This is a genomic window from Bacillus massiliigorillae (genome assembly GCF_000380245.2).
Lineage (GTDB): Bacteria > Bacillota > Bacilli > Bacillales > DSM-1321 > Bacillus_AD > Bacillus_AD massiliigorillae.
The window spans coordinates 1-26,817 of record NZ_HG428744.1 but is presented as its reverse complement, the minus strand read 5'-3'; the positions used below and the strand labels follow the sequence as shown (position 1 = coordinate 26,817).

22 protein-coding genes are annotated in these 26,817 nt (G+C 35.5%); 13 read left to right on the top strand and 9 right to left on the bottom strand.

Translation table 11 applies throughout. From position 1 onward, the window contains the following. Window positions 1-21: 21 nt before the first annotated feature. The 8 genes from TX86_RS20385 to TX86_RS20350 all read left to right on the top strand — a co-directional run bounded on the left by TX86_RS20385 (window position 22) and on the right by TX86_RS20350 (window position 8,835). Complete coding sequence (locus TX86_RS20385) at window positions 22-312, top strand: gamma-type small acid-soluble spore protein (RefSeq protein WP_042351745.1); 291 nt, start codon at window positions 22-24, stop codon at window positions 310-312. A 235-nt stretch (window positions 313-547) separates the two neighbouring features. Then, a complete protein-coding gene (ntdP, locus tag TX86_RS20380) occupies window positions 548-1,075 on the top strand; it encodes a nucleoside tri-diphosphate phosphatase (protein ID WP_042351743.1) in 528 nt (175 codons plus the stop codon). Window positions 1,076-1,164: 89 nt separating this feature from the next. Then, a complete protein-coding gene (locus TX86_RS20375) occupies window positions 1,165-2,910 on the top strand; it encodes an ABC transporter ATP-binding protein (protein ID WP_042351742.1) in 1,746 nt (581 codons plus the stop codon). Window positions 2,911-3,222: 312 nt separating this feature from the next. Beyond that, window positions 3,223-4,218, top strand: a complete 996-nt coding sequence (locus TX86_RS20370; RefSeq protein ID WP_042351740.1) for an ABC transporter ATP-binding protein — start codon at window positions 3,223-3,225, stop codon at window positions 4,216-4,218. Beyond that, window positions 4,211-5,185 carry an ABC transporter ATP-binding protein gene (locus TX86_RS20365; protein ID WP_042351739.1) on the top strand — a complete coding sequence of 325 codons (975 nt, stop codon included), beginning with the start codon at window positions 4,211-4,213 and terminating at the stop codon, window positions 5,183-5,185. The genes TX86_RS20370 and TX86_RS20365 overlap by 8 nt, the downstream gene beginning before the upstream one ends. Before the next feature lie 58 nt (window positions 5,186-5,243). Beyond that, on the top strand, window positions 5,244-6,848 hold the full coding sequence (locus tag TX86_RS20360) for an ABC transporter substrate-binding protein (protein ID WP_042351738.1): 1,605 nt from the start codon (window positions 5,244-5,246) through the stop codon (window positions 6,846-6,848). A 68-nt stretch (window positions 6,849-6,916) separates the two neighbouring features. Continuing rightward, window positions 6,917-7,918 (top strand): ABC transporter permease, encoded by a 1,002-nt coding sequence (locus tag TX86_RS20355; RefSeq protein ID WP_042351737.1) that lies wholly within the window; start codon window positions 6,917-6,919, stop codon window positions 7,916-7,918. A gap of 41 nt (window positions 7,919-7,959) precedes the next feature. Beyond that, window positions 7,960-8,835 carry an ABC transporter permease gene (locus tag TX86_RS20350; RefSeq protein ID WP_439096864.1) on the top strand — a complete coding sequence of 292 codons (876 nt, stop codon included), beginning with the start codon at window positions 7,960-7,962 and terminating at the stop codon, window positions 8,833-8,835. Between the two features lie 263 nt (window positions 8,836-9,098). Here TX86_RS20350 and TX86_RS20345 read toward each other — a convergent pair whose 3' ends face one another. From TX86_RS20345 to TX86_RS20315, 7 genes are all read right to left on the bottom strand, one after another. Continuing rightward, window positions 9,099-10,178, bottom strand: a complete 1,080-nt coding sequence (locus TX86_RS20345) for an FUSC family protein (RefSeq protein ID WP_042351734.1) — start codon at window positions 10,176-10,178, stop codon at window positions 9,099-9,101. 309 nt (window positions 10,179-10,487) lie between these two features. Continuing rightward, the gene (locus TX86_RS20340; RefSeq protein ID WP_042351732.1) at window positions 10,488-14,960 is read right to left on the bottom strand and encodes a glutamate synthase-related protein; all 4,473 of its coding nucleotides are present in this window, start codon (window positions 14,958-14,960) and stop codon (window positions 10,488-10,490) included. A 328-nt stretch (window positions 14,961-15,288) separates the two neighbouring features. Beyond that, complete coding sequence (locus tag TX86_RS20335; protein ID WP_042351730.1) at window positions 15,289-16,584, bottom strand: glutamate-1-semialdehyde 2,1-aminomutase; 1,296 nt, start codon at window positions 16,582-16,584, stop codon at window positions 15,289-15,291. Window positions 16,585-16,766: 182 nt separating this feature from the next. Further along, window positions 16,767-18,746, bottom strand: a complete 1,980-nt coding sequence (locus tag TX86_RS20330; protein WP_042351729.1) for an FtsX-like permease family protein — start codon at window positions 18,744-18,746, stop codon at window positions 16,767-16,769. Further along, window positions 18,718-19,494 (bottom strand): ABC transporter ATP-binding protein, encoded by a 777-nt coding sequence (locus TX86_RS20325; RefSeq protein ID WP_042351728.1) that lies wholly within the window; start codon window positions 19,492-19,494, stop codon window positions 18,718-18,720. Before TX86_RS20325 ends, TX86_RS20330 begins: the two co-directional genes overlap by 29 nt. Window positions 19,495-19,582: 88 nt before the next feature. Next, window positions 19,583-20,608 carry a sensor histidine kinase gene (locus TX86_RS20320; RefSeq protein WP_042351726.1) on the bottom strand — a complete coding sequence of 342 codons (1,026 nt, stop codon included), beginning with the start codon at window positions 20,606-20,608 and terminating at the stop codon, window positions 19,583-19,585. A gap of 1 nt (window position 20,609) precedes the next feature. Beyond that, window positions 20,610-21,305, bottom strand: a complete 696-nt coding sequence (locus TX86_RS20315) for a response regulator transcription factor (RefSeq protein ID WP_042351724.1) — start codon at window positions 21,303-21,305, stop codon at window positions 20,610-20,612. A 135-nt stretch (window positions 21,306-21,440) separates the two neighbouring features. Here TX86_RS20315 and TX86_RS20310 point away from each other — a divergent pair, with 135 nt between their 5' ends. Together TX86_RS20310 and bcp are read left to right on the top strand one after the other, a co-directional pair. Continuing rightward, complete coding sequence (locus tag TX86_RS20310) at window positions 21,441-21,854, top strand: ion channel (RefSeq protein ID WP_042351722.1); 414 nt, start codon at window positions 21,441-21,443, stop codon at window positions 21,852-21,854. 77 nt (window positions 21,855-21,931) lie between these two features. Continuing rightward, window positions 21,932-22,399: a thioredoxin-dependent thiol peroxidase gene (gene bcp, locus TX86_RS20305; protein WP_042351721.1), complete on the top strand. Its 468-nt coding sequence runs from the start codon at window positions 21,932-21,934 to the stop codon at window positions 22,397-22,399. A gap of 255 nt (window positions 22,400-22,654) precedes the next feature. Here the strand turns inward: bcp and tagU are convergent, their stop codons facing one another. Next, window positions 22,655-23,656: a polyisoprenyl-teichoic acid--peptidoglycan teichoic acid transferase TagU gene (tagU, locus tag TX86_RS20300; protein ID WP_081707779.1), complete on the bottom strand. Its 1,002-nt coding sequence runs from the start codon at window positions 23,654-23,656 to the stop codon at window positions 22,655-22,657. Between the two features lie 303 nt (window positions 23,657-23,959). Between tagU and TX86_RS20295 the strand changes: the two genes are divergently transcribed. Further along, window positions 23,960-24,511, top strand: coding sequence for a cob(I)yrinic acid a,c-diamide adenosyltransferase (locus TX86_RS20295; protein WP_042351720.1), 552 nt, complete (start codon window positions 23,960-23,962; stop codon window positions 24,509-24,511). Window positions 24,512-24,606: 95 nt separating this feature from the next. Beyond that, complete coding sequence (gene perR / locus TX86_RS20290; RefSeq protein WP_154663186.1) at window positions 24,607-25,044, top strand: peroxide-responsive transcriptional repressor PerR; 438 nt, start codon at window positions 24,607-24,609, stop codon at window positions 25,042-25,044. 44 nt (window positions 25,045-25,088) lie between these two features. Here the strand turns inward: perR and TX86_RS20285 are convergent, their stop codons facing one another. Continuing rightward, window positions 25,089-25,442 carry a YgzB family protein gene (locus TX86_RS20285; protein ID WP_042351716.1) on the bottom strand — a complete coding sequence of 118 codons (354 nt, stop codon included), beginning with the start codon at window positions 25,440-25,442 and terminating at the stop codon, window positions 25,089-25,091. 178 nt (window positions 25,443-25,620) lie between these two features. On the opposite strand from TX86_RS20285, the gene TX86_RS20280 reads away from it, so the two are divergent. After that, the gene (locus TX86_RS20280; protein ID WP_042351714.1) at window positions 25,621-26,487 is read left to right on the top strand and encodes a nucleotidyltransferase-like protein; all 867 of its coding nucleotides are present in this window, start codon (window positions 25,621-25,623) and stop codon (window positions 26,485-26,487) included. Window positions 26,488-26,817: the final 330 nt, after the last annotated feature.

Below are 26,817 nucleotides of genomic sequence, written 5' to 3'. Positions count from 1 at the left end.
TGAGCGTGGAGGTGATTATTAATGGCAAACAAAAATCAAACATCATCAGGTACAAGCATTCAACATGTGAAACAACAAAATGCGGGAAGCTCAAGTTCTTCTTATGGAACTGAATTCGCTAGTCAAACAGATGTGGCGAAAGTAAAACAACAAAACCAACATTCTGCTAGTGCTTCTAAAAACTCAAGCTCAAGTTCATACGGAACTGAGTTCGCTAGCCAAACAGACGTAGCGCAAGTAAGACAACAAAACCAACAATCTGAAGCTAAGAAGTCGCAAGCTTCAGGACATGGTCAAAATAGCCAACAATAACAATTAGTTATTGTATTGTGTAAAGGTGTGTGATTTCCTCTTATTTCTAATAGAGATAAGAGGAATATCCACACCTTTTTCTATTAGTTAGCATACCTACTTTTCTTTTTTCATACGCATTGGTTTTAAAATATCTTCTTAATCGCTATAATAATAAGTAAGATACGTGGGAAAATGTATAGTTATTTCGAGGAACTTGTGGTCGATATGTTGATTAGAAAGTAGGGATGATACTATGAAGATCCCCATGGAAGGAGATACTATTCAGATTCACAGTTACAAACATGACGGCCATATCCATCGTATATGGGAAGATACAACCGTGTTGAAAGCAACACAAAATCTAGTAATCGTAGCGAACGACAGAGTGCGAGTAACGGAGTCGGATGGACGTTCATGGATTACACGTGAACCAGCTATTTGTTATTTTCATTCGCAAGTATGGTTCAATGTAATTGGTATGCTTAGAGAAGATGGTGTCTATTATTATTGTAATGTAAGTTCACCATTCGTGTATGACGATGAAGCATTGAAATATATTGATTATGATTTGGATATTAAAGTGTATCCAGATATGACGTTTCAATTGCTAGATGAAGATGAGTATGAGAAGCACAGCAAGGAAATGGGATATCCAAAGGAAATTGATGCAATTCTAAAAAAGAATGTAAATCAACTAATTTTTTGGATTCGCCAACAAAAGGGACCGTTTTCTGCAGATTTTATTGATATGTGGTACGAACGTTACTTAACTTATCGTTAATGTAACAAGACCTGAAGCCTGTTGGAGTGACAACAGGTTTTTTAGTGTTTATGATGAAGGGAATATAATCATAAAAAGGGATGTAATATATGGGAAGTGTACGTCGTTATTTACAATGGGTAAAGCCATATAAATGGCCTATTATCGGTACGATAATAATTGGGGTTATTAAATTTGCGATTCCGCTACTAATACCGTTACTAATAAAATATGTGGTAGATGATATTATTGGCAGTAAAGTATTATCGGCAGCGGCTAAACAAGAGAAATTATTGATTATTATGGGAATTATGCTTGTTGTATTTGTCATTTTGAGACCGCCAATTGAATATTATCGCCAGTATTTTGCACAATGGACTGCCAGCAAAATTCTATTTGATATTCGTAATCAGTTGTTTACTCATATTAATAAGCTCAGCTTCAAGTATTATAGCAATACGAGAACAGGAGAAATTATTTCTAGAGTTATTAATGATGTAGAGCAAACAAAGAATTTCGTCATAACAGGATTAATGAATGTATGGCTTGATGTTGCGACTATTTTCATAGCTGCAATTATCATGTTTACAATGGATGTTAAGCTTACTATTGTATCGCTTTTATTATTTCCACTCTATGCGTTCTCAGTGCGTTATTTCTTCGGAAAATTAAGAGGATTAACAAGAGAACGTTCACAGGCATTAGCTGAGGTACAAAGCTACTTACATGAGCGTGTTCAAGGAATGCCTGTTATAAAAAGCTTTGCCATTGAAGAATATGAACAAGATAATTTTAGTAAGCAAAACAAGCATTTTTTAGATAAGGCGTTAGAGCAAACAAGATGGAATGCCAAATCTTTCGGAATCGTAAACACAATTACAGATATAGCACCTCTTCTTGTAATAGGTTTCTCCGCATATCAAGTGATTCATGGAAGTTTATCGGTCGGAACAATGGTAGCATTTATTGCTTATATTGAAAGATTATATGAACCACTACGCCGACTAGTTAATTCATCGACAACATTAACACAAGCTATTGCATCAATGGATCGAATGTTTGAATTTATTGATGAGAAATATGATATTGAAGACCGTAAAGATGCAATTATGTGTAAAGAAGTAAAAGGAAACATTGTATTTGATAATGTAAGCTTTGCATATGAAGAAGAAAGTGAAGCGGTTTTGAATAATATTCAGCTAAATATTAAACAAGGGGAAACTGTCGCACTGGTGGGGATGAGCGGCGGAGGTAAATCTTCACTAGTAAGCTTAATTCCGAGATTTTATGATGTAACGGAAGGTGCTATTTTATTAGATGGTGAGAACATCCAGAACTATAAAGTGCGCTCATTACGAGATAATATCGGAATGGTACTGCAAGACAATATATTATTTAGTGAATCGGTAGCGGAGAATATTTTATTAGGGAAACCGACAGCAAGCAAGGAAGAAGTAATTGCAGCTGCCAAGGCTGCAAATGCTCATGACTTTATTATGAATTTGCCTGATGGGTACAATACGAAGGTCGGCGAACGAGGAGTGAAACTATCAGGTGGTCAGAAGCAAAGAGTAGCTATTGCTCGTGTTTTCTTAAAGAATCCTCCAATTTTAATTCTTGATGAAGCAACGTCCGCGCTTGATTTAGAAAGTGAGCATTTAATTCAAGAATCTTTGGAAAAACTAGCAAAGAATCGAACTACCTTCATCGTAGCTCATCGCTTAACGACTATTACCCATGCAGATAGAATTATTATGATTGAGCATGGACAAGTGGTAGAAGAAGGGACACATGAAGCTTTAATGAAGAAGCAAAGTAATTATTACAAGCTGTTTCAAGTACAGCAGTTACATTAATACATTTTGAAAACGTGTCAAAAGCGATTTGAATCGTCTTTGATACGTTTTTTTATTTTAAAATAATTTTATTTAGTATAATTTAGCTACTAAGAGAAAAGCGTGAGAATTATAGCGAATTTCAACTAGTAATACTTTAATGCTTTAAAGAAGATATTTGAAAGGTAGTTATGAAAATATGACTACCTTTTTTTATTTATTTTAATAAGAAAATGCGAATGTTTGAATTGTTTTTTAATAGAATGAGAAAAAAGAAAGTTATACTTTTAAAGCTTTTCGAATACTGAATGAAATAGAAAGGGGAGTAAAAGCTTGAGTCAGACCCCAGTGCTAGAAGTAAAAAAATTAAAGACTTCTTTCTTCTCTAGCGATGGTGAAGTGCCAGCAGTAGATGAAATTAGCTTTTCAGTAGGAGAAGGTGAAGTAATTGGTATTGTTGGTGAGTCAGGATGTGGTAAAAGTGTTATGTCACTTTCCATCATGCGACTTATTCCCCAACCTCCTGGCAAAATTGTTAGTGGAGAAATTAGACTCAAGGGTGTAAATCTTGTAGACCTATCAGAGAAAGAAATGCGACAAAAAAGAGGAAATGATGTGGCGATGATTTTCCAAGAGCCAATGACCTCTTTAAATCCCCTTTTTACAATAGGAAATCAATTAACGGAAGCCATCCGATTACATAAGAAATTATCAAAAAAAACAGCCTTTGCTCGTGGTGTTGAAATGTTACAGTTAGTTGGTCTTCCTAGAGCGAAAGAAATGATGAGTGAATATCCGCATCAGCTCTCTGGTGGTATGCGCCAAAGAGTGATGATTGCAATGGCATTATCCTGTGATCCTCAATTATTAATTGCAGATGAACCAACTACTGCATTAGATGTAACCATTCAAGCGCAAATTCTATCCTTAATGAGCGACTTAAATCGTAAGCTCAAAACTTCTATTATTATGATTACACATGATTTAGGTATTGTAGCTGAACTGTGTGAGAGAGTTATTGTCATGTATGCTGGCAAAATCATTGAAGAAGGATCTGTTGAACAGATTTTTCGAAATCCAAGACATCCATATACTGTTGGCTTACTGCAATCTGTTCCTGATATTCAAGAGAAGAAAGAAAGGCTCTACTCCATACCAGGCAATGTTCCAAAGCCAGGTACTATACATCTAGGCTGTCGATTTGCTGCAAGATGTGAGCATGCCCATGAACGGTGTACGCAAGAAAATCCTCCGCTTTATAAAACGGAAGAAGAACGACATTATGTTCGTTGCTTTTTGCATGATAAAGGAGGAAGCAAGAATGACTGATTTATTATTACAGGTAGAGCATTTAAAGAAATACTTTCCGATTAGAAGCGGGTTGTTTGGTGGACAAACCGGAGAAGTAAAGGCGGTAGATGATATTAGTTTTTCCGTACGAAAGGGTGAAACACTAGGAATTGTCGGAGAATCAGGATGTGGTAAATCAACGACAGGTCGTATGCTCATGCGTCTCATTGAACCTACAGATGGTAGAGTCATTTTCGATAATAAAGATGTTACGTTACTTTCCCAAAGTGAAATGCGTCATTTGCGAAGAGATATGCAAATGGTATTTCAAGATCCATATGCTTCATTAAATCCTCGACATACAGTTAAAAAAATCCTCGAAGAACCACTAATTGTTCATGGTATAGGTGATCGTAATGAAAGAAAAAAACTTGTCGCAGAAATGTTAGAGACAGTTGGTCTTAGTAGTTACCATGCCAAGCGTTATCCTCATCAATTCAGCGGTGGACAGAGACAAAGAATAGGTATTGCACGTGCGCTTATGACAAAGCCAAAGCTCATTATTGCTGATGAACCTGTTTCGGCCTTAGATGTATCCATTCAATCGCAAGTATTAAACCTTTTAGAAGATTTACAGAAGGAATTTGGTTTGACATATATATTTATTGCTCATGATTTAGGAGTTGTGAGGCATATAAGTGACAGAGTCGGCGTAATGTATCTTGGTAGGTTAGTAGAATTGGCAGATGGTGATTCTTTATATGATGAACCACTCCATCCATATACTCACGCATTATTGGCAGCTGTCCCAGTACCAGATCCAACAATCAAAAGGGAGAAGAAAGAGCTCTTAGGCGGAGATATCCCTAGCCCTGCTAATCCTCCTTTAGGCTGTGCATTTCATACACGTTGTAAAGAATGTATGAACATCTGTACAACGGTAAAACCACAACTAAAGGAAATGAAGAAAGGTCATTTTGTAGCATGTCATTTATATAACGATTAAAGGTCATGTTGCATGAGTGATAAAGCTTTTTTAGCAATGAGAAAAAAGGGGGAGTTATATGAAGAAACGAAGTGTAATGTTGTTATTTGCTTTAATTATGATAATCTCAACTGCATTAATGGGATGTAATTCAAAGGACGACAAGGATACTGATAAGAAAGAGAAAGAAGGTACAACTGCAAAAGTAGAGAGTGGAGATACACTCGTATTCGCTCGTGGTGGTGATTCAGTAGAACTTGATCCAGCTACTGTTACAGATGGTGAGTCTTTCCGAGTAACGAAGAATATCTTTGAAACACTGATTCAATTTGGCGATAAAGATACTTCTTTACAACCAGGATTAGCAAAAGAATGGAGTGTTTCGGATGATGGCTTAAAATACACGATGAAACTCCAAGAAGGTGTTAAATTCCATGATGGAACAGAATTTAACGCAGATGCAGTAGTATTTAATTTCAAGCGTTGGAGTGGAGGAGATAAAGAAAAGTTCTACTATTATAATTCACAGTTTGGTAATTTAGTGACCGATGTAAAAGCTGTTGATTCAATGACAGTCGAAGTGACCACATCTCGTCCAATAGCCACTTTTTATAAAAACTTAGCGATGAGTCCGTTTGGTATCGCAAGTCCAGCGGCTATTGAAAAGTATGGTAATAAATTCCTTGAAAATCCTGTTGGGACAGGTGCCTTTAAGTTTAAAGAATGGAAACGAACAGAATCCATTACGATTGTGAAAAACGAAAACTACTGGCAAAAAGGTCTTCCAAAATTAGATAAAGTTATTTTCACAGTAATTCCTGAGAATTCTGCTCGTCTTAACGCGTTGAATGCTGGAGAAGCAGATGTTGTAGAAGGAGTTAATTATAGTGATTTACCAGCAATTGAGAAAAACGACAAGCTACAAATTTTCCAACGTCCATCTATGAACGTAGCATACTTAGGATTAACAAGTACTCGTGGACCGATGAAAAACAAATTAGTACGACAAGCGTTGAATTATGCAGTAAATAAGCAAGCGATTATTGATGCTTTCTATTTAGGGTCAGCGGAACCCGCTATTAACCCAATGCCACCTGTGATTTCTGGGTATAATTCAGATGTTAAAGATTACGAGTATAATCCAGAGAAAGCTAAAGAATTGCTTGCAAAAGCAGGCTACAAAGATGGTTTCGAAATTGAATTATGGGCAATGCCAGTAACTAGACCATATATGCCAGATGGTCAAAAAGTAGCAGAAGCAATTCAAGCAGACTTTGAAAAAGTGGGCGTTAAGGCAAAAATTGTATCTTATGAGTGGGCTACTTATTTAGATAAGCTTCGTTTAGGAGAAGCGGATACATTCCTATTAGGTTGGACGGGTGACAATGGGGATGCGGATAATTTCTTATATGTTTTATTAGATCAAGATAGTATTGGAAGTAATAACTATTCATATTATAAGAATCAAAAAGTACACGACATCTTGATTAAAGCGCAATCTACGGTCAATCAAGATGAAAGAGATAAATTGTATAAAGAAGCACAGGTGCTTATTAAAGAAGATGCTCCTTGGATTCCACTTGTTCACTCTAATCCGGTTCTAGCGGGTAGCGTGAAGGTGAAGAACTTTATCGCACATCCAACAGGGTCAGATTTCTTGAAAGAAGTAGAAATGACGAAATAAAAAATAGGAAAAGGAAGTCAATCATCTCTGACTTCCTTTTCCTTATATTCAATGTAGGAGGTGTAATCATGTTAGCGTTTACAGTCCGAAGATTACTTCTGCTCATTCCTGTATTATTTGGGCTTTCATTAGTTGTTTTTTTCATAATTCGTGCTATTCCTGGTGATCCAGCACAAGTGATTTTAGGCCAAGCTGCGTCGAAAGAAGCGATAGCAGAATTATCAAAGTCATTAGGCTTAGATCAGCCTTGGTATATTCAATATTTTAATTATGCTGGGGATTTGCTATCTGGTGATTTAGGTAATTCTATTCGAACAAAGTCAGCAATTAGTGAAGAAATTTGGCCTTATTTAGCTGCTACCATTGAGTTAGCCCTTGCCGCTATGCTTATTGCTGTTTTTGTTGGTGTGAATGCGGGAATCATTAGTGCTTGGTTTCAAAATTCTTGGTTTGATTATATCGCAATGTTACTCGCTTTGATTGGTGTTTCTATGCCAATATTTTGGTTAGGATTGATGGAGCAATGGGCATTTTCCATTAATTTAGAATGGTTACCAACCTCAGGTCGTATGAATGTACGAGATCCAGTCGAACCGATTACACATTTACTCTTACTCGATACCTTAATACAAGGCAGGCTGGATCAGTTTGTAACAGTTATTAAACATTTAATTCTTCCAAGTGTTGCTTTAGCCACCATTCCGACTGCCATTATTGCCCGAATTACGCGGTCAACAATGCTCGAAGTAATGCGTTCAGATTATATTAGAACGGCGCGTGCTAAAGGGGTAAGAATGTTTTGGGTTATTTATAAACATTCTTTTAAAAACGCTGTAATTCCGGTTATAACGATTATAGGTTTACAGACAGGTTTGTTATTAGGAGGAGCTATTCTGACGGAAACGATTTTTAGTTGGCCGGGGATTGGGCGCTATATATACGAAGCAATTGGCTATCGAGATTATCCAGTTATTCAATCAGGAATATTGGTGATTGCGTTATTTTTCGTATTTATAAATTTAATAGTGGATTTATTGTATGCAGCAATTGATCCACGGATTAAATATTAAAAGGAAAGGGGGAAGGTGCGATGGAAATAGCGGATAAGCGTATGGAACCTCCAATACCTGAAGGAACGGACAAAAGTATTTCTCCAGGGCTAGAGGCTTGGAGAAGCTTTAAGAAGAACAAAATTGCTGTAGTTGGAACATGTATTGTACTCGCTTTTATTGTATTGGCACTTTTAGCTCCCATAATCGCTCCATATGGCTTTAAAGAACAAAATATAGCGAATCGATTACAATCACCATCTAGTGATCATTGGTTTGGTACAGATGATTTCGGTAGAGACATTTTTTCTAGAATTATATATGGTGCAAGAATTTCTTTATGGGTTGGCTTCTTCTCCGTTCTTGGATCAGTAGTGGTTGGCACATTGTTAGGAATTATGGCTGGTTATTTTGGTAAATGGATTGATGGAATCATTTCACGAATCTTTGATATTATGCTCGCTTTTCCTAGTATTTTATTAGCGATAGCCATTGTAGCAGCTCTTGGGCCGTCTCTTCAAAACGCACTAATAGCAATAGCTGTTATTAATATTCCTAACTTTGGGAGATTAATACGGTCAAGAGTGCTTAGTGTGAAAGAAGAAGAGTACATCATGGCAGCAAAAGCTATTGGAATGAGCAATACTAGAATATTATTTCATCATGTGTTACCAAATAGTATGGCTCCTATCATTGTGCAAGGAACGTTAGCGATTGCGACAGCAATTATTGAAGCGGCGGCGCTAGGATTTCTCGGGTTGGGAGCGGAAGCACCAAATCCAGAGTGGGGGAAGATGCTAGCTGATTCTCGGGCATTGCTAATGCAAGCCCCATGGACAGTGTTTTTCCCTGGGCTAGCCATCATGTTAACTGTTTTAGGATTTAATTTAATGGGTGACGGCTTACGAGATGCTTTGGATCCTCGAATGAAAAATTAATGGTGTTAACTTTTATTCAATAATGCTTTATTAAATTGAAGAGAGGGTGCCTCAAAGGGTATATTAGTTAGTGTCATTTAGTAGGGATTTCTCTTTGCCATTAGCTGAAATTAAGTGTATTCTCTTCACCAAAAGTGCTATAAATCAACTATTCCAAGTAACCTAATTTAAATGACCGATTAGATGTAAACAAGTATGGAGCATCTTAAAAGCGTAAAAAGGTGTCCCAAAAGTGATTAAAAATCACTTTTGGGACACCTTTTTTAATCTTCATTCTTCGTTTCAATCTTCAATTCATCATCATCCTTATGGAATGATTGAAAGCTGCTAATTAATGTATCGAGATGCTCAATATGTTCTTCGTATTCAATAATCGAGGAGGTAAGAGCCATCATGTGATAAATGTCTTGTTCATTCTCATCATTTACTTGTTTTTGAACGGACAAGAAGAGATTCAATAATTCTTTATGAGTAATGCCTTGTTCTCTTTCAAATTCATAAGAAGTTTTGATTTGTCGAACATACTTTAATTGAATTTGTTGATGTTGCGTAATCAAATATTCTATTTGTTCACGTATCGTATTTTGAAAGTCTTCAGGCATGTGATGAAATTGATTTTCGTATTTATTGAGTTTGATTAATATATTTAAGGCTTTTCTTGTTGTAATCATCATTTGACGATAAACGACGAGCTTTCGTGATTTGGCAAGTGAAGCTTTTTTAAATAATTCACGATCCTCTTTGTACATCAAGTACAACTGCTCAACTTTCATTAGTTGCTCTTTCGTAGCCTGTATTTCACCTTTAATATGAAGCGGTTCAGATACATTACTTGTACTAATTCGAATCCATTTATAAATTTCTTCAGTCACATTCGAAATATGATAATAAAGCTTTGTTTCATATTTAGGAGGTAGAAAAAAGAAATTTACAACAAAGGCTGAAAGAATTCCAAGCATAATAGTAAAAAATCGAACGAATGCAAAGTCGAGAAAGTTACCATTTTGATTTTCCATAATGGCAATAACTGTAACAATCGCTAAGGAAATTGTGTTTTCTGTTTTCATCTTTACATTAATAATGATGATGATAACAGAAGCTAAGCCTACATAAAAGACGTTGTTTCCAAACAAAAGAACGAATCCTATTGCAATTGCCGCACCAATAACATTACCTTGTAGTTGCTCAATTACAGTTCGATAGGATCTGTAAATAGTTGGTTGAATGGCAAAAATCGCAGCAATTCCTGCAAAAGCGGGAGAAGGAAACTTTAAGAGTTGTGCTAAACCAAGTGCTAAAACGATAGCAATTCCGGTTTTCAGTATTCGAGCACCGATTTTCATATAAAATGGGTTCCTTTCTAATTTAAACATTTTACATTAGTGTATTCTTTACTTTTACACAAATTACTGAGTAATAAACAATATTGTAATATACATGAGATTCTTTCATGTAGCAAGAGGTAAATCCATAATGGTGTGAACAAAGTTTGAAGTGGTCGTGATTACTAGGAATATAAAAATACCCTACATTGGCTGCGAAGCCTTTGTAGGGTATAGGTTTCTTACAGAAATATTCAGTAGGTAGCGTAATGTTCAATTTTGCAATTTTTTAGTGGATTAACAAAGAGGAGCACGTAGTATGGTGACGAATCACTCAGTAGAAATGGATGGATCTGCTTGTTCTTTGAACGGTACAATTTGCATGAAATGATTTTCAAGATTTAATAACAACGATTCTAATTGTGCAGCTTCATCCACTTGGCTTTGTTCTTTCAATAAATCAGTATATCGTGATAAAAGCTCCGTTACTTCTTGCTTGCCTTGTTCACATAACGGATCAATCGTTACTTTTGCACCTTTTGCCATACGACGAGCAATGACATCCTTTGTTAAGCCCATTTCTGGTTGAAGTCGTTGGTAGATGACACCACCAGTCATACCTGCGCAAGCCCAAGGTCCAATATCTCCAAGCACAAGCCCACGTCCGTTTGTCATATATTCAAAAGCGAATCCTTTAATATTAGAATGAACACCGATGTTCCCGTACTCTTTCACTGGTATCGGTTGAGTTAATTGACCACCGATAATCATATCCGCTCCAGATAGTCGAATGCCAGCTCTAGCATCTGCGTTACCTTGTGCAATTAATAAGCCTTTTTGAGCCCCGTATCCAAATCCTTTACCAACTGAACCATTATAATAGTTACCATCTTTTCCTTTTGATTTAAAGATGGCAATAGTTCCTCCAAAGGCTGTTTTACCAATACCATCTTGAGCGCCACCATTTACTTTTATATCTATTCCTGTGCTATTGTAAGCACCTAGTCCGTTACCTGGAATAGAACCATCTTTGTAAGATAGGGTCACATTTGGTAGAGCCAGGTAGGAACCATCTAGACGCCCGCGAACTCGGTGACAGGAAACACGACTACCTAGTACACGTTGTTCTGAAGTAATAGCACTAAATTCTCTTGATTCCTGTAGCTTTTCTACGGAGCTGTCTAAATACTCTGCTCCAACAGCCATTTGTATAGTGGCTCTTTCGAGGGTAGCGGCTGCTTCTCTCGTGTTGATTTGACCAATATCTAAAGTTTTCAATAGATAAGTTAAATCTAGTAAATTTGTGCCTTTTACTTGTTCTAGAAGGTTAGAGTGTCCAACTGCATTTTGTAGATTTTTAATACCTAATGCTCCAGCCAAAGCTTGTAGCTCTTCGCCAAAAGCTTTGAACATATTCGCAAGGGAAGCAACGGCTGTATCGAATTTACGTGGTACAAAACGACGTAGACCATGTTCTTTTGCTTGCGCTTCTGATTCAATTTGTGTGGCAATTCCAACGTGGCAAGTATCTAAATGACAGCCATGGCATGAAGTACATCCAACAGCAATCATAGATAATGTACCGAAACCAACACGATTTGCACCAAGTAACATGATTTTTAAGACATCTGCAGCGCTTTTAATGCCACCATCAGCCCATACTTCTATGCTCTCACGTAATCCAGCCTCTAATAATGCATTGTGTGCTGCTTTTACGCCAATTTCAACCGGTAATCCAACGTGTTGAATAGCATGAATTCGAGCAGCACCTGTACCACCATCGAAGCCTGAGATGGTAATAATGTCAGCACCTGCTTTTGCAACACCAACGGCAATCGTTCCGATGTTTGGCACAACAGGTACTTTAACAGCTACCTTAGCTCGATCATTTGCTGTTTTTAACTCATGAATCATTTGTGCTAAATCTTCAATAGAGTAAATATCATGGTTGTTTGAAGGTGAGATTAAGTCTGAACCAATTGTTGCATTACGTGATTCAGCAATTTTAGCTGTTACTTTAGATCCTGGTAAATGTCCGCCTTCTCCAGGTTTAGCTCCTTGACCGATTTTTATTTCTAGTAGATTAGATGAATTTAATAATTCAGCGTTAACACCGAACCGTCCTGATGCTACTTGTTGTCCGCGTGTTTTCGGGTATTTGCCAAGCATATCTTTAATTTCTCCACCTTCACCATTTAAGCTAATCATGTTTAAACGGTCGGCAGCTTCAGCATATGCACGGAAAGCAATTTCGTTTTGTGAGCCAAATGACATAGAGGAAATAATAAAGGGTAAGTCATGTTCTCCTACTTTAATAGATACATCTTGTGCAGCAATGATTCGTTCACTGTTCTTGAAATCTGTTAGGTGACGGATTGTTGTTGGATGTTCCTGCTCAAGTTCTGTAATCTTCTCGCGATACAAATCATACTTACCAGATGCTGCGACTTCAGCAACTGCTTTCCATATTCGGGGTAGAACATGATAAGACCGATTTACTTTTTCACCTTCACCATGGTAATCTTGTGCGCGTTGAATCGCATCTTCTTTTAACGTCTCAAAGTTATAGGCTATCAATTCAGAACCTAGGAAGTTCACAATCTTTAATCTATCAGCGATTTCATTGTGTAAACCAATACTTGAGTATAGACGACCGTATCCTCTAAGCTCATGAATACCAATTGTTGAAATAACTTTTTCTAAGCCTTTTGTTAATGAACTATATAGATTTTTCACTGGTGCTGTATGGTCTTCTGTAACCGTTAAGAACATAAAGTACGGGCTAATTAAGTTAGCGCCTAATCCATACACAGTGATGATGTCGTGCAATGTTCGAATAGCTGCAGATCGGAGAAGAATTGAACAATTACGGCGTTTTCCTGCTGCTACTAATCCTTGATCAACTGCTGATGTTACAATATGTGGATCAAGCCATAAATGGCCTTCATGATGTGCATTTGCATCATCTAAAACGAGCAATGATTTTCCATTTGTAACAGCTGTAATTGCTTCCTCTGTAAGTCTATTTAAAGCTTCAGCAATACTTTCTTCTTTAGTAAAAGTCATTGAAATGACATGTGCTAGCTGATGATCATGGAAATAACCAACTAATGAATCAAAGCTTGGCTGTTGCAATTCTTTTGAACAATCGTAGCCCATTTTTCCTTCTATTAAAATCGGCGTTAATAATTCGATAACATGATTAGCTTTTTCCTTTTGGAATAGGGAAGGCCTTTGACCAATGATAGTGCGTGTAGAAAAATGTTCTGTTTCACGATCACGATCAATCGCTGGATTGGTTACAACTGCTACGCTTTCTTTAATGAAATCAGCTACATTTCTTCTTGATGTATTCAGCGAAGCAAGAGGTGAGTCATGCCCGAGTGAACGAATAGGCTCCACACCTTTTTCAGCCATTTGTTCAACAAATTGAACATGGTCTTTTTCCCAGCCCATTGCTTTATATTGACCGTTCTGAATTTTTGTCGGTAATGTATGAGTAATTTTCTTTTCTAGAATAGGGATTTCTAGCCGTTTACGATCATTGGATAGTTCAATGCGCATAATGAAACGATCGTATACTTCTTGCTGAAAGTCAGCATAGTGATAAATCTGAATATCTTGACCGTTCCATTTCATGCCGATTTTTTCTCCTGGTCCGATTGGCTTAGGTTCACCATAATATTCAGATGAAGGAATAATACCAGGTTCAGAAGAGAACATGTATGAGCTTTCTGTTTCGATTTTCCAAAGAGGACGTAAGCCAAGAGCATCTACAGAAAAGACAGCTTCATCTCCAAAACGAGATATGATACCTGCAGGTCCTTGAGCGAAATGCCCCCATGCTTCACGAATATATGTGTAAAGATTGCTAAGGTCTTTCGAATATGCCTTAATTTCATTGATAATTGGAGGGAAAACAACGTCAATAGCTTCAAAAAGTGAATATTCATGTTCACATATGAAAGTTTCCAATGTGCGACTTAAATCTTGAGAATCACTGCCATCTTTTACAAGAGGTACGCCAATCATTTTTGCTTCATCTCGGAGTTTGGCAATTGTATTGATTTCACCATTATGACCAAGCACACTAAATGGTTGTACACGGAAAAAACTTGAAAGGGTATTCGTAGAATAGCGGTTATGTCCTAATGTCATCGTAGAAGCTACAAGTGGGTTTGCTAAATCATGATAATATTTAGGTAAAATATCACCTGCACCCATTACTTTATAAATAGCATGATATTGACTTAAAGAGGCAACGTGGATGTGATGGTTTTGTTCGATTGTGTGAGTTAATTTAAAGAGTAGTTTAGATAGCTCTTGTTGGGATGTTTGATTACTTATAAGTGCGATTTGCCAGAAGACAGGGTTTTCTTGAATAGCGATAGGGCCTAAAGCGTTGGGAGTATGAACTGAATCACTTTCGAATAATATGGAAAGGCCTTCTTGTAAGAAAGCTTCTTTAATTTCTGATTGAAGTTTGTGGTGTTCTTCTTTTTGACTGAGGAAGAAGTGACCTACGACGAAGCCGTCGGAATCAGCTAGTTCAGGCTGAAGACCTTGCTCTTGTAATTTGTTTTTCCAAAGTGCTCTTGGAATATCGATATGAATACCGACTCCATCACCTTCACCATTAATAAATCCAGCACGGTGATTCATTTTTACTAAAGCATCTATACAAGCAAATATATTTTCACGAGTAGGGATTCTTTTTTTTTCAATACATGACACAATTCCGCATGCATCATGCTCTTGGTTTCGGAAATCACTAAATAAACTCGGGCTCCATTGTTGAGTCATAATGTTTTGGCACTTATAAGATTACACTTATAGCTGCCATTCACCTCCTATAGTTAGTAGTACATATATATTTTGAAATAATTTAAAACAAGAAATGAAAAAAATGTGTGTAATGTAAAAAAATAGAAGTTGTCAGTGGTGATACTAATAATATCATCTAAAATTTCAGAAATCAATTATTTATGCAAAGGTATGGATAAGCGAAATAGGTGTATTTTGTGGAAAATAAGAGGTAAATCCAACGTGTAAACGTTTCCAAATGATGTAAAAAAATCCTCAAAGCAATAGAAGCTTTGAGGATGCATAAAAAATGAATATTTTTCTAGTGTTAGTTCATTTTTAAAGCTTTAAATGCATTTTCAACCGCAATAATTGTATCTTTGATGTCTTGTTCTGTATGTTGGATTGTTAAGAACCAAGCTTCGTATTTCGAAGGAGCAAGATTGATTCCTTGTTCAAGCATTAGCTTAAAGAACTTACCGAACATTTCACCATCTGTGTTTTCTGCTTGTTCATAGTTATAAACTTTTTCAGTTGTAAAGTATAAAGTGAATGCACCTTTTAGACGATTTGTTGAAATTGGCATATCGTATTTCTTAGCAGCAGCTAAAACGCCTTCTTCTAACATTTGTCCTAAACGATCAAGCTCTTCATAAACACCTTCTTGCTTTAGAACTTCAAGACAAGCAATACCTGTAAGCATAGAAGCCGGATTTCCAGCATGTGTTCCTGCTTGATATGCTGGTCCAAGTGGAGCTACTGTTTCCATGATTTCTTTCTTACCACCGTAAGCACCGATTGGAAGACCACCGCCGATGATTTTACCAAGTGCTGTTAAGTCAGGTGTTACACCTAATAGGTTTTGAGCTCCACCATAAGTAAAGCGGAATGCTGTAATGACTTCATCATAAATAACTAATGCACCAGCAGCATGTGTTAATTCATTAACAGCTTCGAGGAAGCCAGGCTTTGGTTCAACGATACCGAAGTTCCCTACAATTGGTTCTACTAATACTGCAGCAACTTGGTCGCCCCATTTATCAAGAGCTTCTTTATATGCGTCAATATCGTTAAAAGGAACCGTGATTACTTCTTGTGCAATACTTTTTGGTACACCAGCAGAGTCTGGAGTTCCTAATGTAGAAGGACCAGAGCCAGCCGCTACTAGTACTAAGTCTGAATGACCGTGGTAGCATCCAGCGAATTTCATGATTTTATCACGACCTGTGTAAGCGCGAGCAACACGGATTGTAGACATAACAGCTTCTGTACCTGAATTATTGAAGCGGACTTTATCCATTGAAGGAATTGCTTCCTTTAACATTTTCGCAAAAGTAATTTCATGGCGTGTTGGAGTCCCGAATAATACGCCTGTTTCTGCTGCTGTTTGAAGTGCTTTTGAAATATGTGGATGAGTAAGACCAGTAATAATTGGACCATACGCTGCTAAGTAATCGATATATTTATTTCCGTCAACATCCCAGAAGTAAGCACCTTCGCCTCTTTCCATTACTACTGGAGCGCCGCCTCCTACAGCCTTGTATGAACGAGATGGGCTGTTTACACCGCCTACGATATGCTCAAGAGCTTCTTGGTATAATGCTTCTGAATTTGTATGCTTCATTTTATTTTCCCCTAACCTTTCTGTATGTAGTTCTATGAATTAATTAAACTAGTTTATAAAAAAACTAGCATCGACTTCTATTATTGTACCAAAAACAAGCTTAAATTATGCTATAACATTTTAATCAATTACTAGGAATGAAAGTAAAAAAAGTCTGCCACCGAGTATTGGTGACAGACGATTTACATGACTTGTTTTAATTTTTTGAAATAGATTGCTCTTACAGCAAAGAAATAAACTAATTGAAGTGAAAAGAATATACCGAAAATGGTTAGACTTGGACCGAGTACGGAACCGTTAATCATATTGTGTAAGGCTTTGACAGCAAAGCTAGCATGAGTGACGGCTACTATAAATGGTACAAAGAATAATAGAAATATTTGTTTTGATATAATCGATTTCATTTCTTCAGGTGTTAACCCCATTCTGAATAATGAACGATAATGAAGCAATTCATTGTCGATATCGTTATACAATCGGAAATACAATATACTAGCAGCTGCTAGGAAGAATAGGCAACTTATAAATAATCCGATGAAGAAAGGGAGATAGAACATGCTTTTATATTCATTGATCATATTTGCTCTAGAATCGAAATAGAGGCCTTTATCTAGTTTTAAATTTTTTGATATGTTAACGACTGCATCATGATCTTTTTCCCAGTTTGGTAAATGGATTCCGTAGATTGTAATAATATTTTTTATTTCGTATTTAGTAGCTATTTGCTCATATATGGAATCGTGAATAACCAAAAGTTCGCCCGTTAATGCGCTAGGAGATAAAATTGGCTGTTGCATATAGCGTATAGAAAAAGTATAAGAATGTTGGTTTGCTTCAATTTTTATATAGTCTTTGTTATACCAAATGATGCCTGGGTCTGGTGTTGACGCTACAAAGATGGCTTGCTTATTATCTAGGCTAAGTGGTTCTTTACTTGTAAGTTTTGCCCAAATGTTATAGTCACTTTGGGATAGTAGTAGAATATTTGTTTTTTCCTTTTCGGGACTAGTGTTAATCCCAAAAGGTGTGTTTATATTGTTCTTATCTAACAGATACCAAGCTTTTAATAGCTTCATTTCATGAGCTTCATAGGATAAATGTGTATCTTGTAAAGCATTTGTCAGTTGCTTCTTTGTGATGTTATAACCTTCAATATTATAAGAAGTAGCCAAAGCAATGCTTTGAGGATATCTCATTACAGTTTCGTCTTTCATATTGCTAACAAGTGAGAATAACACGCCGCTTGAAGTAAAGGAGACCGCGCTTATTATGCTTACGATAAATAAGACACGTGCGTTATCCTTCAGTTTAAAAGCTAAATCTGAAAAGGTTAGCAAATTCGTAGAACGTAAATAGTAAGCACGATTTTTCTTTAGTAATCGGATAAATAAAATACTGCATTGTGTAAATAAAAAATACGTTCCGAAAGTGACTAATAGAGTAATGGGAACCATGAATATGATCATTTTAAAGAGATTAGCTGTATAGGCTAAATAGTAACCAGTACCTATAGTGGTAAGAGCAACCAATGATAACCAAACGGAGTATGTCGGGGATTTCTTTGGTTTTTTGATACTATAAAGTAATTCTGTTACATTATTAAATCGAACCGTAAACAAAGTAAGAAAGCAAATTACTTCAAATAAAATGAGAAATGCTCCGATTGTCACATACAATGCCTTCGGCGCAATGATGAAAGGCAAAGTGACTGGGAGTGATAGAACGGCTGAGACACCCATCAGAAACAACTTAAAAAATAACATTCCAAAGCCGATGCCCGTAACAATGGCGGTTATACCAATTACATTATTTTCAATAAAGATTAATTTATTTAACTGTCCATTTGTGATACCAAGTAAATTCAAGATCCCAAATTCTTTTTTACGAGATTGTAAAAATGCATTCATAGAATACAAAACAAATAAGAACGAAAATGAAAAAATAATGGATTCTGCTAATATAATACTACTTCGTAAAGCTTCTTTACTTAGGCTAGTTGTTACGGACTTCTCGCTTAAACTTCCTGTAAGTACATCTGGGTGAAAAATAAAAGCCGCATAAATAAAGAAAATCGTAATGGAGAATACACTGCTTAAGAAATAGGCAGCATAACTCCTTGTGTTACGCTTCACATTAGTAAGAGCGAATTGGCGAAAATTCATTAGCATTTCCTCCTAATAATGACAGCACATCTAGGATATCTTGGAAGAAAGCATGACGATTATTACCGCGATGGATTTCATTAAATAATTGTCCGTCTTTTATGAAGAGAATACGTTGGCAATAGCTAGCGGCTATTGGGTCGTGTGTCACCATTAATATGGATACTTGCTGTTCTTCATTCATCGTTTGTAAAGCTTCCATTACATCTTTTGAAGATTTAGAATCTAAATTACCTGTTGGTTCATCTGCAAATACTAGCGATGGATTATGAATAATCGCTCGCGCAATAGCTGTCCGCTGTTGCTGACCACCTGATACTTCATGTACTCTTTTTTGTAAAATATCATCAATGTTTAATTGTTTAGATACTCTGATTAGATTTTCATCCATTTCTTTTAAAGGTCGGTTATCGAGAGTTAGAGGTAAGATGATATTTTCTTCAATGGTTAATGTGTTCAGTAAATTAAAATCTTGAAAGATGAAACCAAGCTGTTTGCGTCGAAATAGAGCAAGCTCTTTTTTAGAAAGAGAAGAGACATTGAAATTATTAATCTTTACTATTCCACTTGTCGGTTTATCGATGCTGGATAATAAATTTAATAATGTCGTTTTTCCACTACCAGAAGGTCCCATAATACCAATAAATTCACCTTTGTTCATTTCAATGTGTAAACTGTCTAGCGCTCGATATTGAAGGTTTTTATTTCCATATATTTTAGTTAAGTTAATAGCTTCTAATAATGTCATCATCAGTTCCTCCTTTCGTTGTAATAATAGTATAAAGAGGAAATGGTTTGATACCTATGGCTTTTCCTTTCAATGTTCAAGAATATTCTTACAAACTTGTCACATTATAAAAAGTAATTGTAATTGTAGTTCCCTTGTTTTCCTCGGATTCTATACCAATAGTATGTCCGATTTCATCGCATGTTCTTTTTGCTAAATATAAACCCATACCGGTTGATTCAGCGTATTTTCTTCCATTATGTCCTGTAAAGAAAGGTTGGAAAACCCTTTTAATATCTTGTGATGGTATGCCAATTCCATCATCTTGTATGCACAATATTAATTGATTCTCGTGTTTCTCTGTATAAAACTTTATTTGTTTTCCAATACCAGCAGTATATTTAATAGCATTAGCGATAATTTGATTGATAATGAACGCTAACCATTTTCGGTCACTTTCGATGATATGTTCTTCACATATATCCATCACAGGATATACTTTATTTCTGATAAAAGCTGTTTTATGGTCCTTAATACAGTCTCTTACAATAGTAGAAAGGGAAATTCTTTCTACCTTGAAATCTTCATGAAATAAATCAAGTCTAGAAGAGTGAAGAACTAGCTCTAATCCTTTAGTTAGCTTTTCTGTTTCTTCTTCGATATTTTGAATAAGTGTTGCATCTTGAGTATTGCTTTGTTTAGCGTTTTGCAATAATAAACTAATAACAGAAAGTGGCGTTTTCATTTGATGTACCCATTGATTAATAAAGGTATAGTATCGTTGTTTTTCTTCATTCGTTATTGATAAATCTTCAATATAGTAGCCGTATTGCTGGTTTAAAATTCGATTAAATTCCTCAAAGTGATAGGAACTATCTTGAAATAAATGAATTGGTTGATTAATATCATTTATTTCCTCACGTAATGCTTTATAGTTTTGTCGATCTTTGAAATAGGTAAAGCAAAGAAACAATGTGAATAATACGAGCGAAAGAATGATAATGTATAGAATACTTCCATTTGAAACAGTTCTTGTCTGATTGAATAAATCCAACATGATAATACCGATTATTAAAGCAATGTTAAATAAATAAAAGACTATAAAGCTTCGATATTGTTTAAGAAATCCTCTCAAGTTAGTCCCTCCATGTAACGTTTAGTTTGTAACCTAGGCCACGAACAGTTTCAATCGCATCTGAAATTCCAAGATCGGCTAGTTTTTTTCTTACTCTTGTGATGTTTACGGAGAGGGTATTATCATCGACAAATTGAATATCATCCCAGAGATTTTCCAATAAAGTTTCACGACTAATTATTTTACCAGGCTGTAAAAACAGTGTTTCTAACAATGTAAATTCCCGTTTACTTAAGTCTGTTTGTTGCTGTTTATATGAAAGAATATGTTGATCAACAGATAATGATAAGCCATCAATATCAATTATTTTTGAATTTTGATTAGTGGCATACTCTCCGTATGTACGACGAATGAGTCCTTTAATTTTGGCGATGACTATGTCAAAGTGGAAAGGTTTTGTAATATAATCATCCCCGCCATTTTCAATGGCCATAACTTGATCCATTTCACCTGCTCGAGCTGAAATAAAAATAATAGGACAGTTGGATACAGTGCGGAATTGTCTACACCAATAATAGCCATCGTATTTAGGTAAATTGATATCTAACAATATTAATGAAGGTTCTATTTCTATAAGTTGTTGCTTTAAGTGATCAAATGCTGTTGCAATATGTACAGTGTAATCATAACGTTCTAGATGTTCTTTCAAGAGCTGTGCTATTTTTGGATCGTCCTCAACAATAAATATGGAATGCATTTTTTCTTCCTCCTTCTATAATAAAACGATACGAAACTAGATGAGAAAAGTCTACCTCATTAGATGATAATAACTGCACATAAAGTGGGACAAACGGGAGTAAATTGAAGTATAGGTTTGAAGTGAGGGATGAGCATGGATTTTTATATTTTGGTTGGCGCGGTTATCTTTTGCATGGTAATGAGCGTGCGGGCTATATTTACACCTATTGAATCAGGAATTCACAAAATATCAATTAGTCATTTTTTATGGCTCGTCTATTTGTACGGAACGATTTGTATCGGCTTTGCTATGCTTTATTTATTATTTGAATTAAAAGATATGAGTGTTATTCTCGATCATGGTATACAAATGAGTGGTAATTTCTTTTTGAAATTAGAAACCTCTTTTTATTTTAGTGCAATGACGATGTTTTCTGTAGGTTATGGTGAATTAATTCCAATTGGCATTGGTAGAATTATTGCTACTATACAAGCTTTTGTTGGCTACACTCTCCCGGCGGCATTTGTAGTAAGAACCGTTATTGACTTAGAACAAGGAAATAAGTAAGGTTCTAAATTTGAATGTCAAAGCAATGTTATGTACTCTATGTATGAGAAAGTAATGAATGATATGGAGGAATTGTGATGACAACAGTTATTGGAGAACAAGCACTAGATTTTGTGCTTCCATCAAGTGATGGTAAACAAGTGAGGTTATCAGATTATAAAGGGAAGAATGTAGTACTTTATTTCTATCCAAAAGATATGACACCAGGTTGTACCGTTCAAGCGTGCGATTTTCGTGATATGAGTCAAGAATTTGCGGATGTAAATACAGTTGTATTAGGGGTGAGCCCAGATCCGATTTCTTCACATTTGAAATTCATCGAAAAGCACGGCTTAACATTTACTTTACTTGCCGATGAAAACCAAGAAGTAGCGAATGCTTATGATGTATGGAAATTAAAGAAGAATTTTGGTAAGGAGTATATGGGGATTGAACGTTCCACTTTTTTAATGAATACAGACGGCATTTTAGTGAAAGAATGGCGCAAAGTGACTGCTAAAGGTCATGCTGATGAACTGCTAGCTTACATTAAAGAAAATTTATAATTAATCGATTTAAAGATATTGTTTGCTACAATGCTAAGCGAGTAAGGTCTGCGTAAAATGGGCACCACTGCTTTTTAAAATTAAGGCTTTTGTCCAATTCATAATACGAGCATTTACATATAATTGAGTATGGGAATACCTCCTCAAACGTTTTCTTAACTCGAAAGCGGGTCGAAATGACCCGCTTATTTTTATTCCGCTCAACAAATAATCGGTGGGGTATGAACAAAAGCCCTCACAGATTAAAGTTTCACATTATTGATTTGAATCTTTTGAATTAGTTTCCGTTTTGTCATTAGAATTAGGCTTATCTATTGTGTTAATTTTATCTGAGGATTTCAAGTCTAAATGTTTTTTTAGCATATCTCTCAATTCTTGAACATCTTCTTCATTAGGAATGAAGTAATAAATATTGTCTATTCTAGTTCCTTCTCCTTCAATTTCATGCTGAATAATTTTTTGACTTGCGGCTCTATAATTTTTTTGGATATTCATAATGTCACTCAGCGTCATGTTCGTTTTGACATTGTTTCCAACGGCATCAAATATATCTTGGTAACGAGTGATTGAAGAGAAACTTATAGCTTTTTTTACAATACTTTCTATAGCTTGCCTTTGTCGTATTTGGCGACCGAAATCTCCTCGAGGATCTTCTTTCCGCATCCTTACATAAGAAAGTGCTTCCTCACCATTAAGAGAAATTTCTCCTTTTTTGTAATGGTGACCACCATATGAAAAATCTAAATCATTATTAACAGTAATTCCTCCAACTGCGTCAACAATATCTCTAAAGCCTTCCATATTGATATTGACCACATAATCAATGGGTATTTCGAGAAATTCTTCAACCGTTTTGATGGCTGTTTCTGTACCCCCAAATGCAAAGGCGTGATTAATTTTATCTTCCTTGTTTTTTCCAACTATTTCGACTCTTGTATCGCGTGGAATACTGACCATTTCAACAGATTGTTTCTTCGGATTAATAGTAGCTACAATCATGGTGTCCGAACGACCTGAATCATTCTTTCTTTGATCCACTCCAAGCATAAGTACAGAAAAAGGATGTTGCTTTTCTACATCTAATTTATTGCTACGTTTGTCTGAAACAGATCTTGTAATGGGCTCGTGCATTTCTTTGATGTTTTTTGTGAGTGAATGATATACGGAATATGCGTATGCTCCTCCACCTACAAGTAATAATACAAAGACGAGGAGAACTATTTTAGGCCACTTCTTTTTCTTTTTTGTTTTTTCCAAATTAACTTACCTCCAATAGAACGACGTTGACTATAATTGTCCGTATTATAGTTATATTGCGTAGAATCATGGTTTTTATTTTTCTTTTTGTAAACGATGTATCAATAGATTACTATACTAAAGTCCTGCATGTAAAAAACTATTTTTATACAATTCTGAATTTACCATATTTTTAAACTATTACTATTGATGGTATGATAAAAACATTAAGAAATGATTCGTAAGATGAAATACAATAGAATATAGTAGTATAAATAAATAATTTGGATATTAGGAAAGAATGTTAATAAGGGGAGAATGTATATGAAAATATATACGAAAAGTGGAGACAAAGGAACGACGGCATTGGTATATGGACAAAGGGTTTCCAAAACAGATGCCCGTGTAGAAGCTTATGGGACATGTGATGAAGCAAATTCTATGATTGGGTTAGCAATGAGTTTATTGAGTAATGAACAATTTCAAGATAAAGAAGAAGTAAAGAATGTCTTTCACCGTATCCAAACAGAGCTTTTTCATGTAGGTGCGGAATTAGCTACTCCGCCTGGTAAGAAAGTTCATTGGAAACTAGAGCAAAGTCATGTTGAACATATGGAAGAAGTAATTGACAAATGGGATGCGACACTTCCAGCCTTGAAGAACTTTGTTTTACCTGGAGGACATCCGAGTGGAGCTGCACTACATTCTGCTAGAACAATTGTGAGAAGAGCGGAAAGAGGAGCAGTAGGTATTGATGGTGAAGTAAATCCATTAGTATTATCTTACTTAAATCGCTTATCTGATTTGCTTTTTGTGGCTGCTAGATATGTAAACCAAAAATTAGCATGCATAGAACCTACTTTACATCAAGAATAATTGACAAAATCAGTGGTGACAGCTTACACTAATTATAAATATTATAAAGTAATAATGTCTTCTAAATGATAAAAGGATAAAGGAGGTACATGGCAATGGCGGAGCATCAACTTAAAGATGCATTGGATATGCTGAAGAAATCAAGTGTTAGAATAACACCGCAGCGTCATGCGATACTTGAGTATTTGATTGAGTCAATGTCCCATCCTACAGCTGATGATATTTATAAAGCTTTAGAGGGGAAATTCCCTAACATGAGCGTTGCAACGGTTTATAATAATTTGCGAGTGTTTCGTGAAGTTGGATTAGTAAAAGAATTGACTTATGGGGATTCTTCTAGTCGTTTTGATTTTACGACATCGGACCATTATCACGTAATTTGCGTTAATTGCGGAAAAATCGTAGATTTCCACTATCCTGGTTTAGATGAAGTGGAACAGTTAGCTTCTCATGTAACGGGTTTTAAAGTATTCCAACATCGTATGGAAGTTTATGGCGAATGTCCGGACTGTATGGCTAAAGCCGCACATTAAAAAAGTTGGCGTAATAATTTGCCAACTTTTTTATTTTGTTTAATTTAGTTCGTGCTTCTTTTTTTATTATAGGATTCGTTAAATGCTTTTCCTTCTAAATTTTTATCTAATGTTAGCGGTTCATTACAATACATACACATATCAACTCGCCCTAGAATCTTCGTAATTTTTTGACAATTAGGACAAACAACCTGGACACTTTTAGTGGATAACATCCCAATCCAGAAGTAAACAACTGTACTGGCAATAATGCAAAGCAAGCCTAGTATCATAAAGATGGTCATAATAATGGGAGAGCTTTTAAAGAAAATTCCCCCGTACATTACGATGAATCCAATAAAAATTAAACTCAATGCAAAAGTGCGTATTTTATTAATTTTACTAGAATATTTAGCCATATATGATTCCTCCCTTGAATCACTAATATAACATATTTAACCAATGGATATTATGGAAAAAAACTTAGTGATTGGAAAACAAAGGTGTTCTTGTCGAAATTTGTTGAAAGTTAATAAAGGATTTATAATATCAATGTCGAAACATAAAACTTAGTAAAAAAATTGGAGTGATTATACCATGGAGGATATTTTACGTTCTATATATCAAGAAAGAGCAAGTTTGGCATCTACTTTAGGAATTCTGTTAATTGAAAAGAAAGATTATTCATCTGACATTACAGATACTTTTGATTATACATTGCTTGTTATTACAGAAAGTGAAGAAGTACCTGTTCAAGTTAAACATTACGCTTATAAAAATCAAAAAGCAGCACTTCATATAGTTAGTATGCAACAGGTGCAAGAGTGGTTATTACTTGGCAGCAATCGTAGATTAACAGAATGGTTGCACAATGGGAAAATTATCTTTGATCGTAATGAAAATATCGCAAGCCTTAAACGTGAAATTCATGAATTTCCATTTAGCGGGAGAAAGTTAAAGCAAGGGCTTACATTTGCTAAACTTGTGAAAAGGTATATGCAAGGTAAATCATCTTTTGACACAGGACATTACTTAGATGCATATAATCATATGGTTCACTCATTACATCACTTAGCGCGCCTTGAAGTTATTAATAGTGGATTTTATCCAGAAGTAACTGTTTGGGAACAAGTGAGACATATTGAACCTCAAATTTATAAATTATATGAAGAGTTAATTATGAGTGAAGAATCTTTAGAGAAACGACTAGAGTTATTATTTTTAGCTAGTGAGTTTTTAATTTATTCAAGAACAAGTGTAGGAACACAACACCTAACACATATTTTAGAATCGAAACAAGAACCATGGACGATAGCAGATATGATGAATCACCCAGAATTGAAGTATTACTCTGTTGATTTAACAGTATTAGTTGAGTATTTAGTAGATAAAGGAATTATTGAGGTAGTGCTTGTTGAGACAAAAGGAAACGATCTTTATCACCGATTATATAAACTTTCTTAAACTTTTTTAAGAAAGTTATTGACCAATAATAAAATTGGTGTTAAAGTATAACAAGTCGCTAAGATGAAATGAACTTTGAAATATGAAACATCAATTAATAATTTTTATTTTAAAAGTTATTGACACCGTGAGGTGAGGCTGTTATATTAGTAAAGTCGCTTCTGAACGAGTGATAGAAAAGTGAAATAACAAAAAAAAGTTATTGACACCAAAAACGGCTTGGTGATATAATGAAAAAGCTGTTTTAAAAAATGGTCTTTGAAAACTAAACAAGACAACACGTCAACGTTAATTCTAAAAAAAGTTCAACTCGATTGAACACAATTTTTA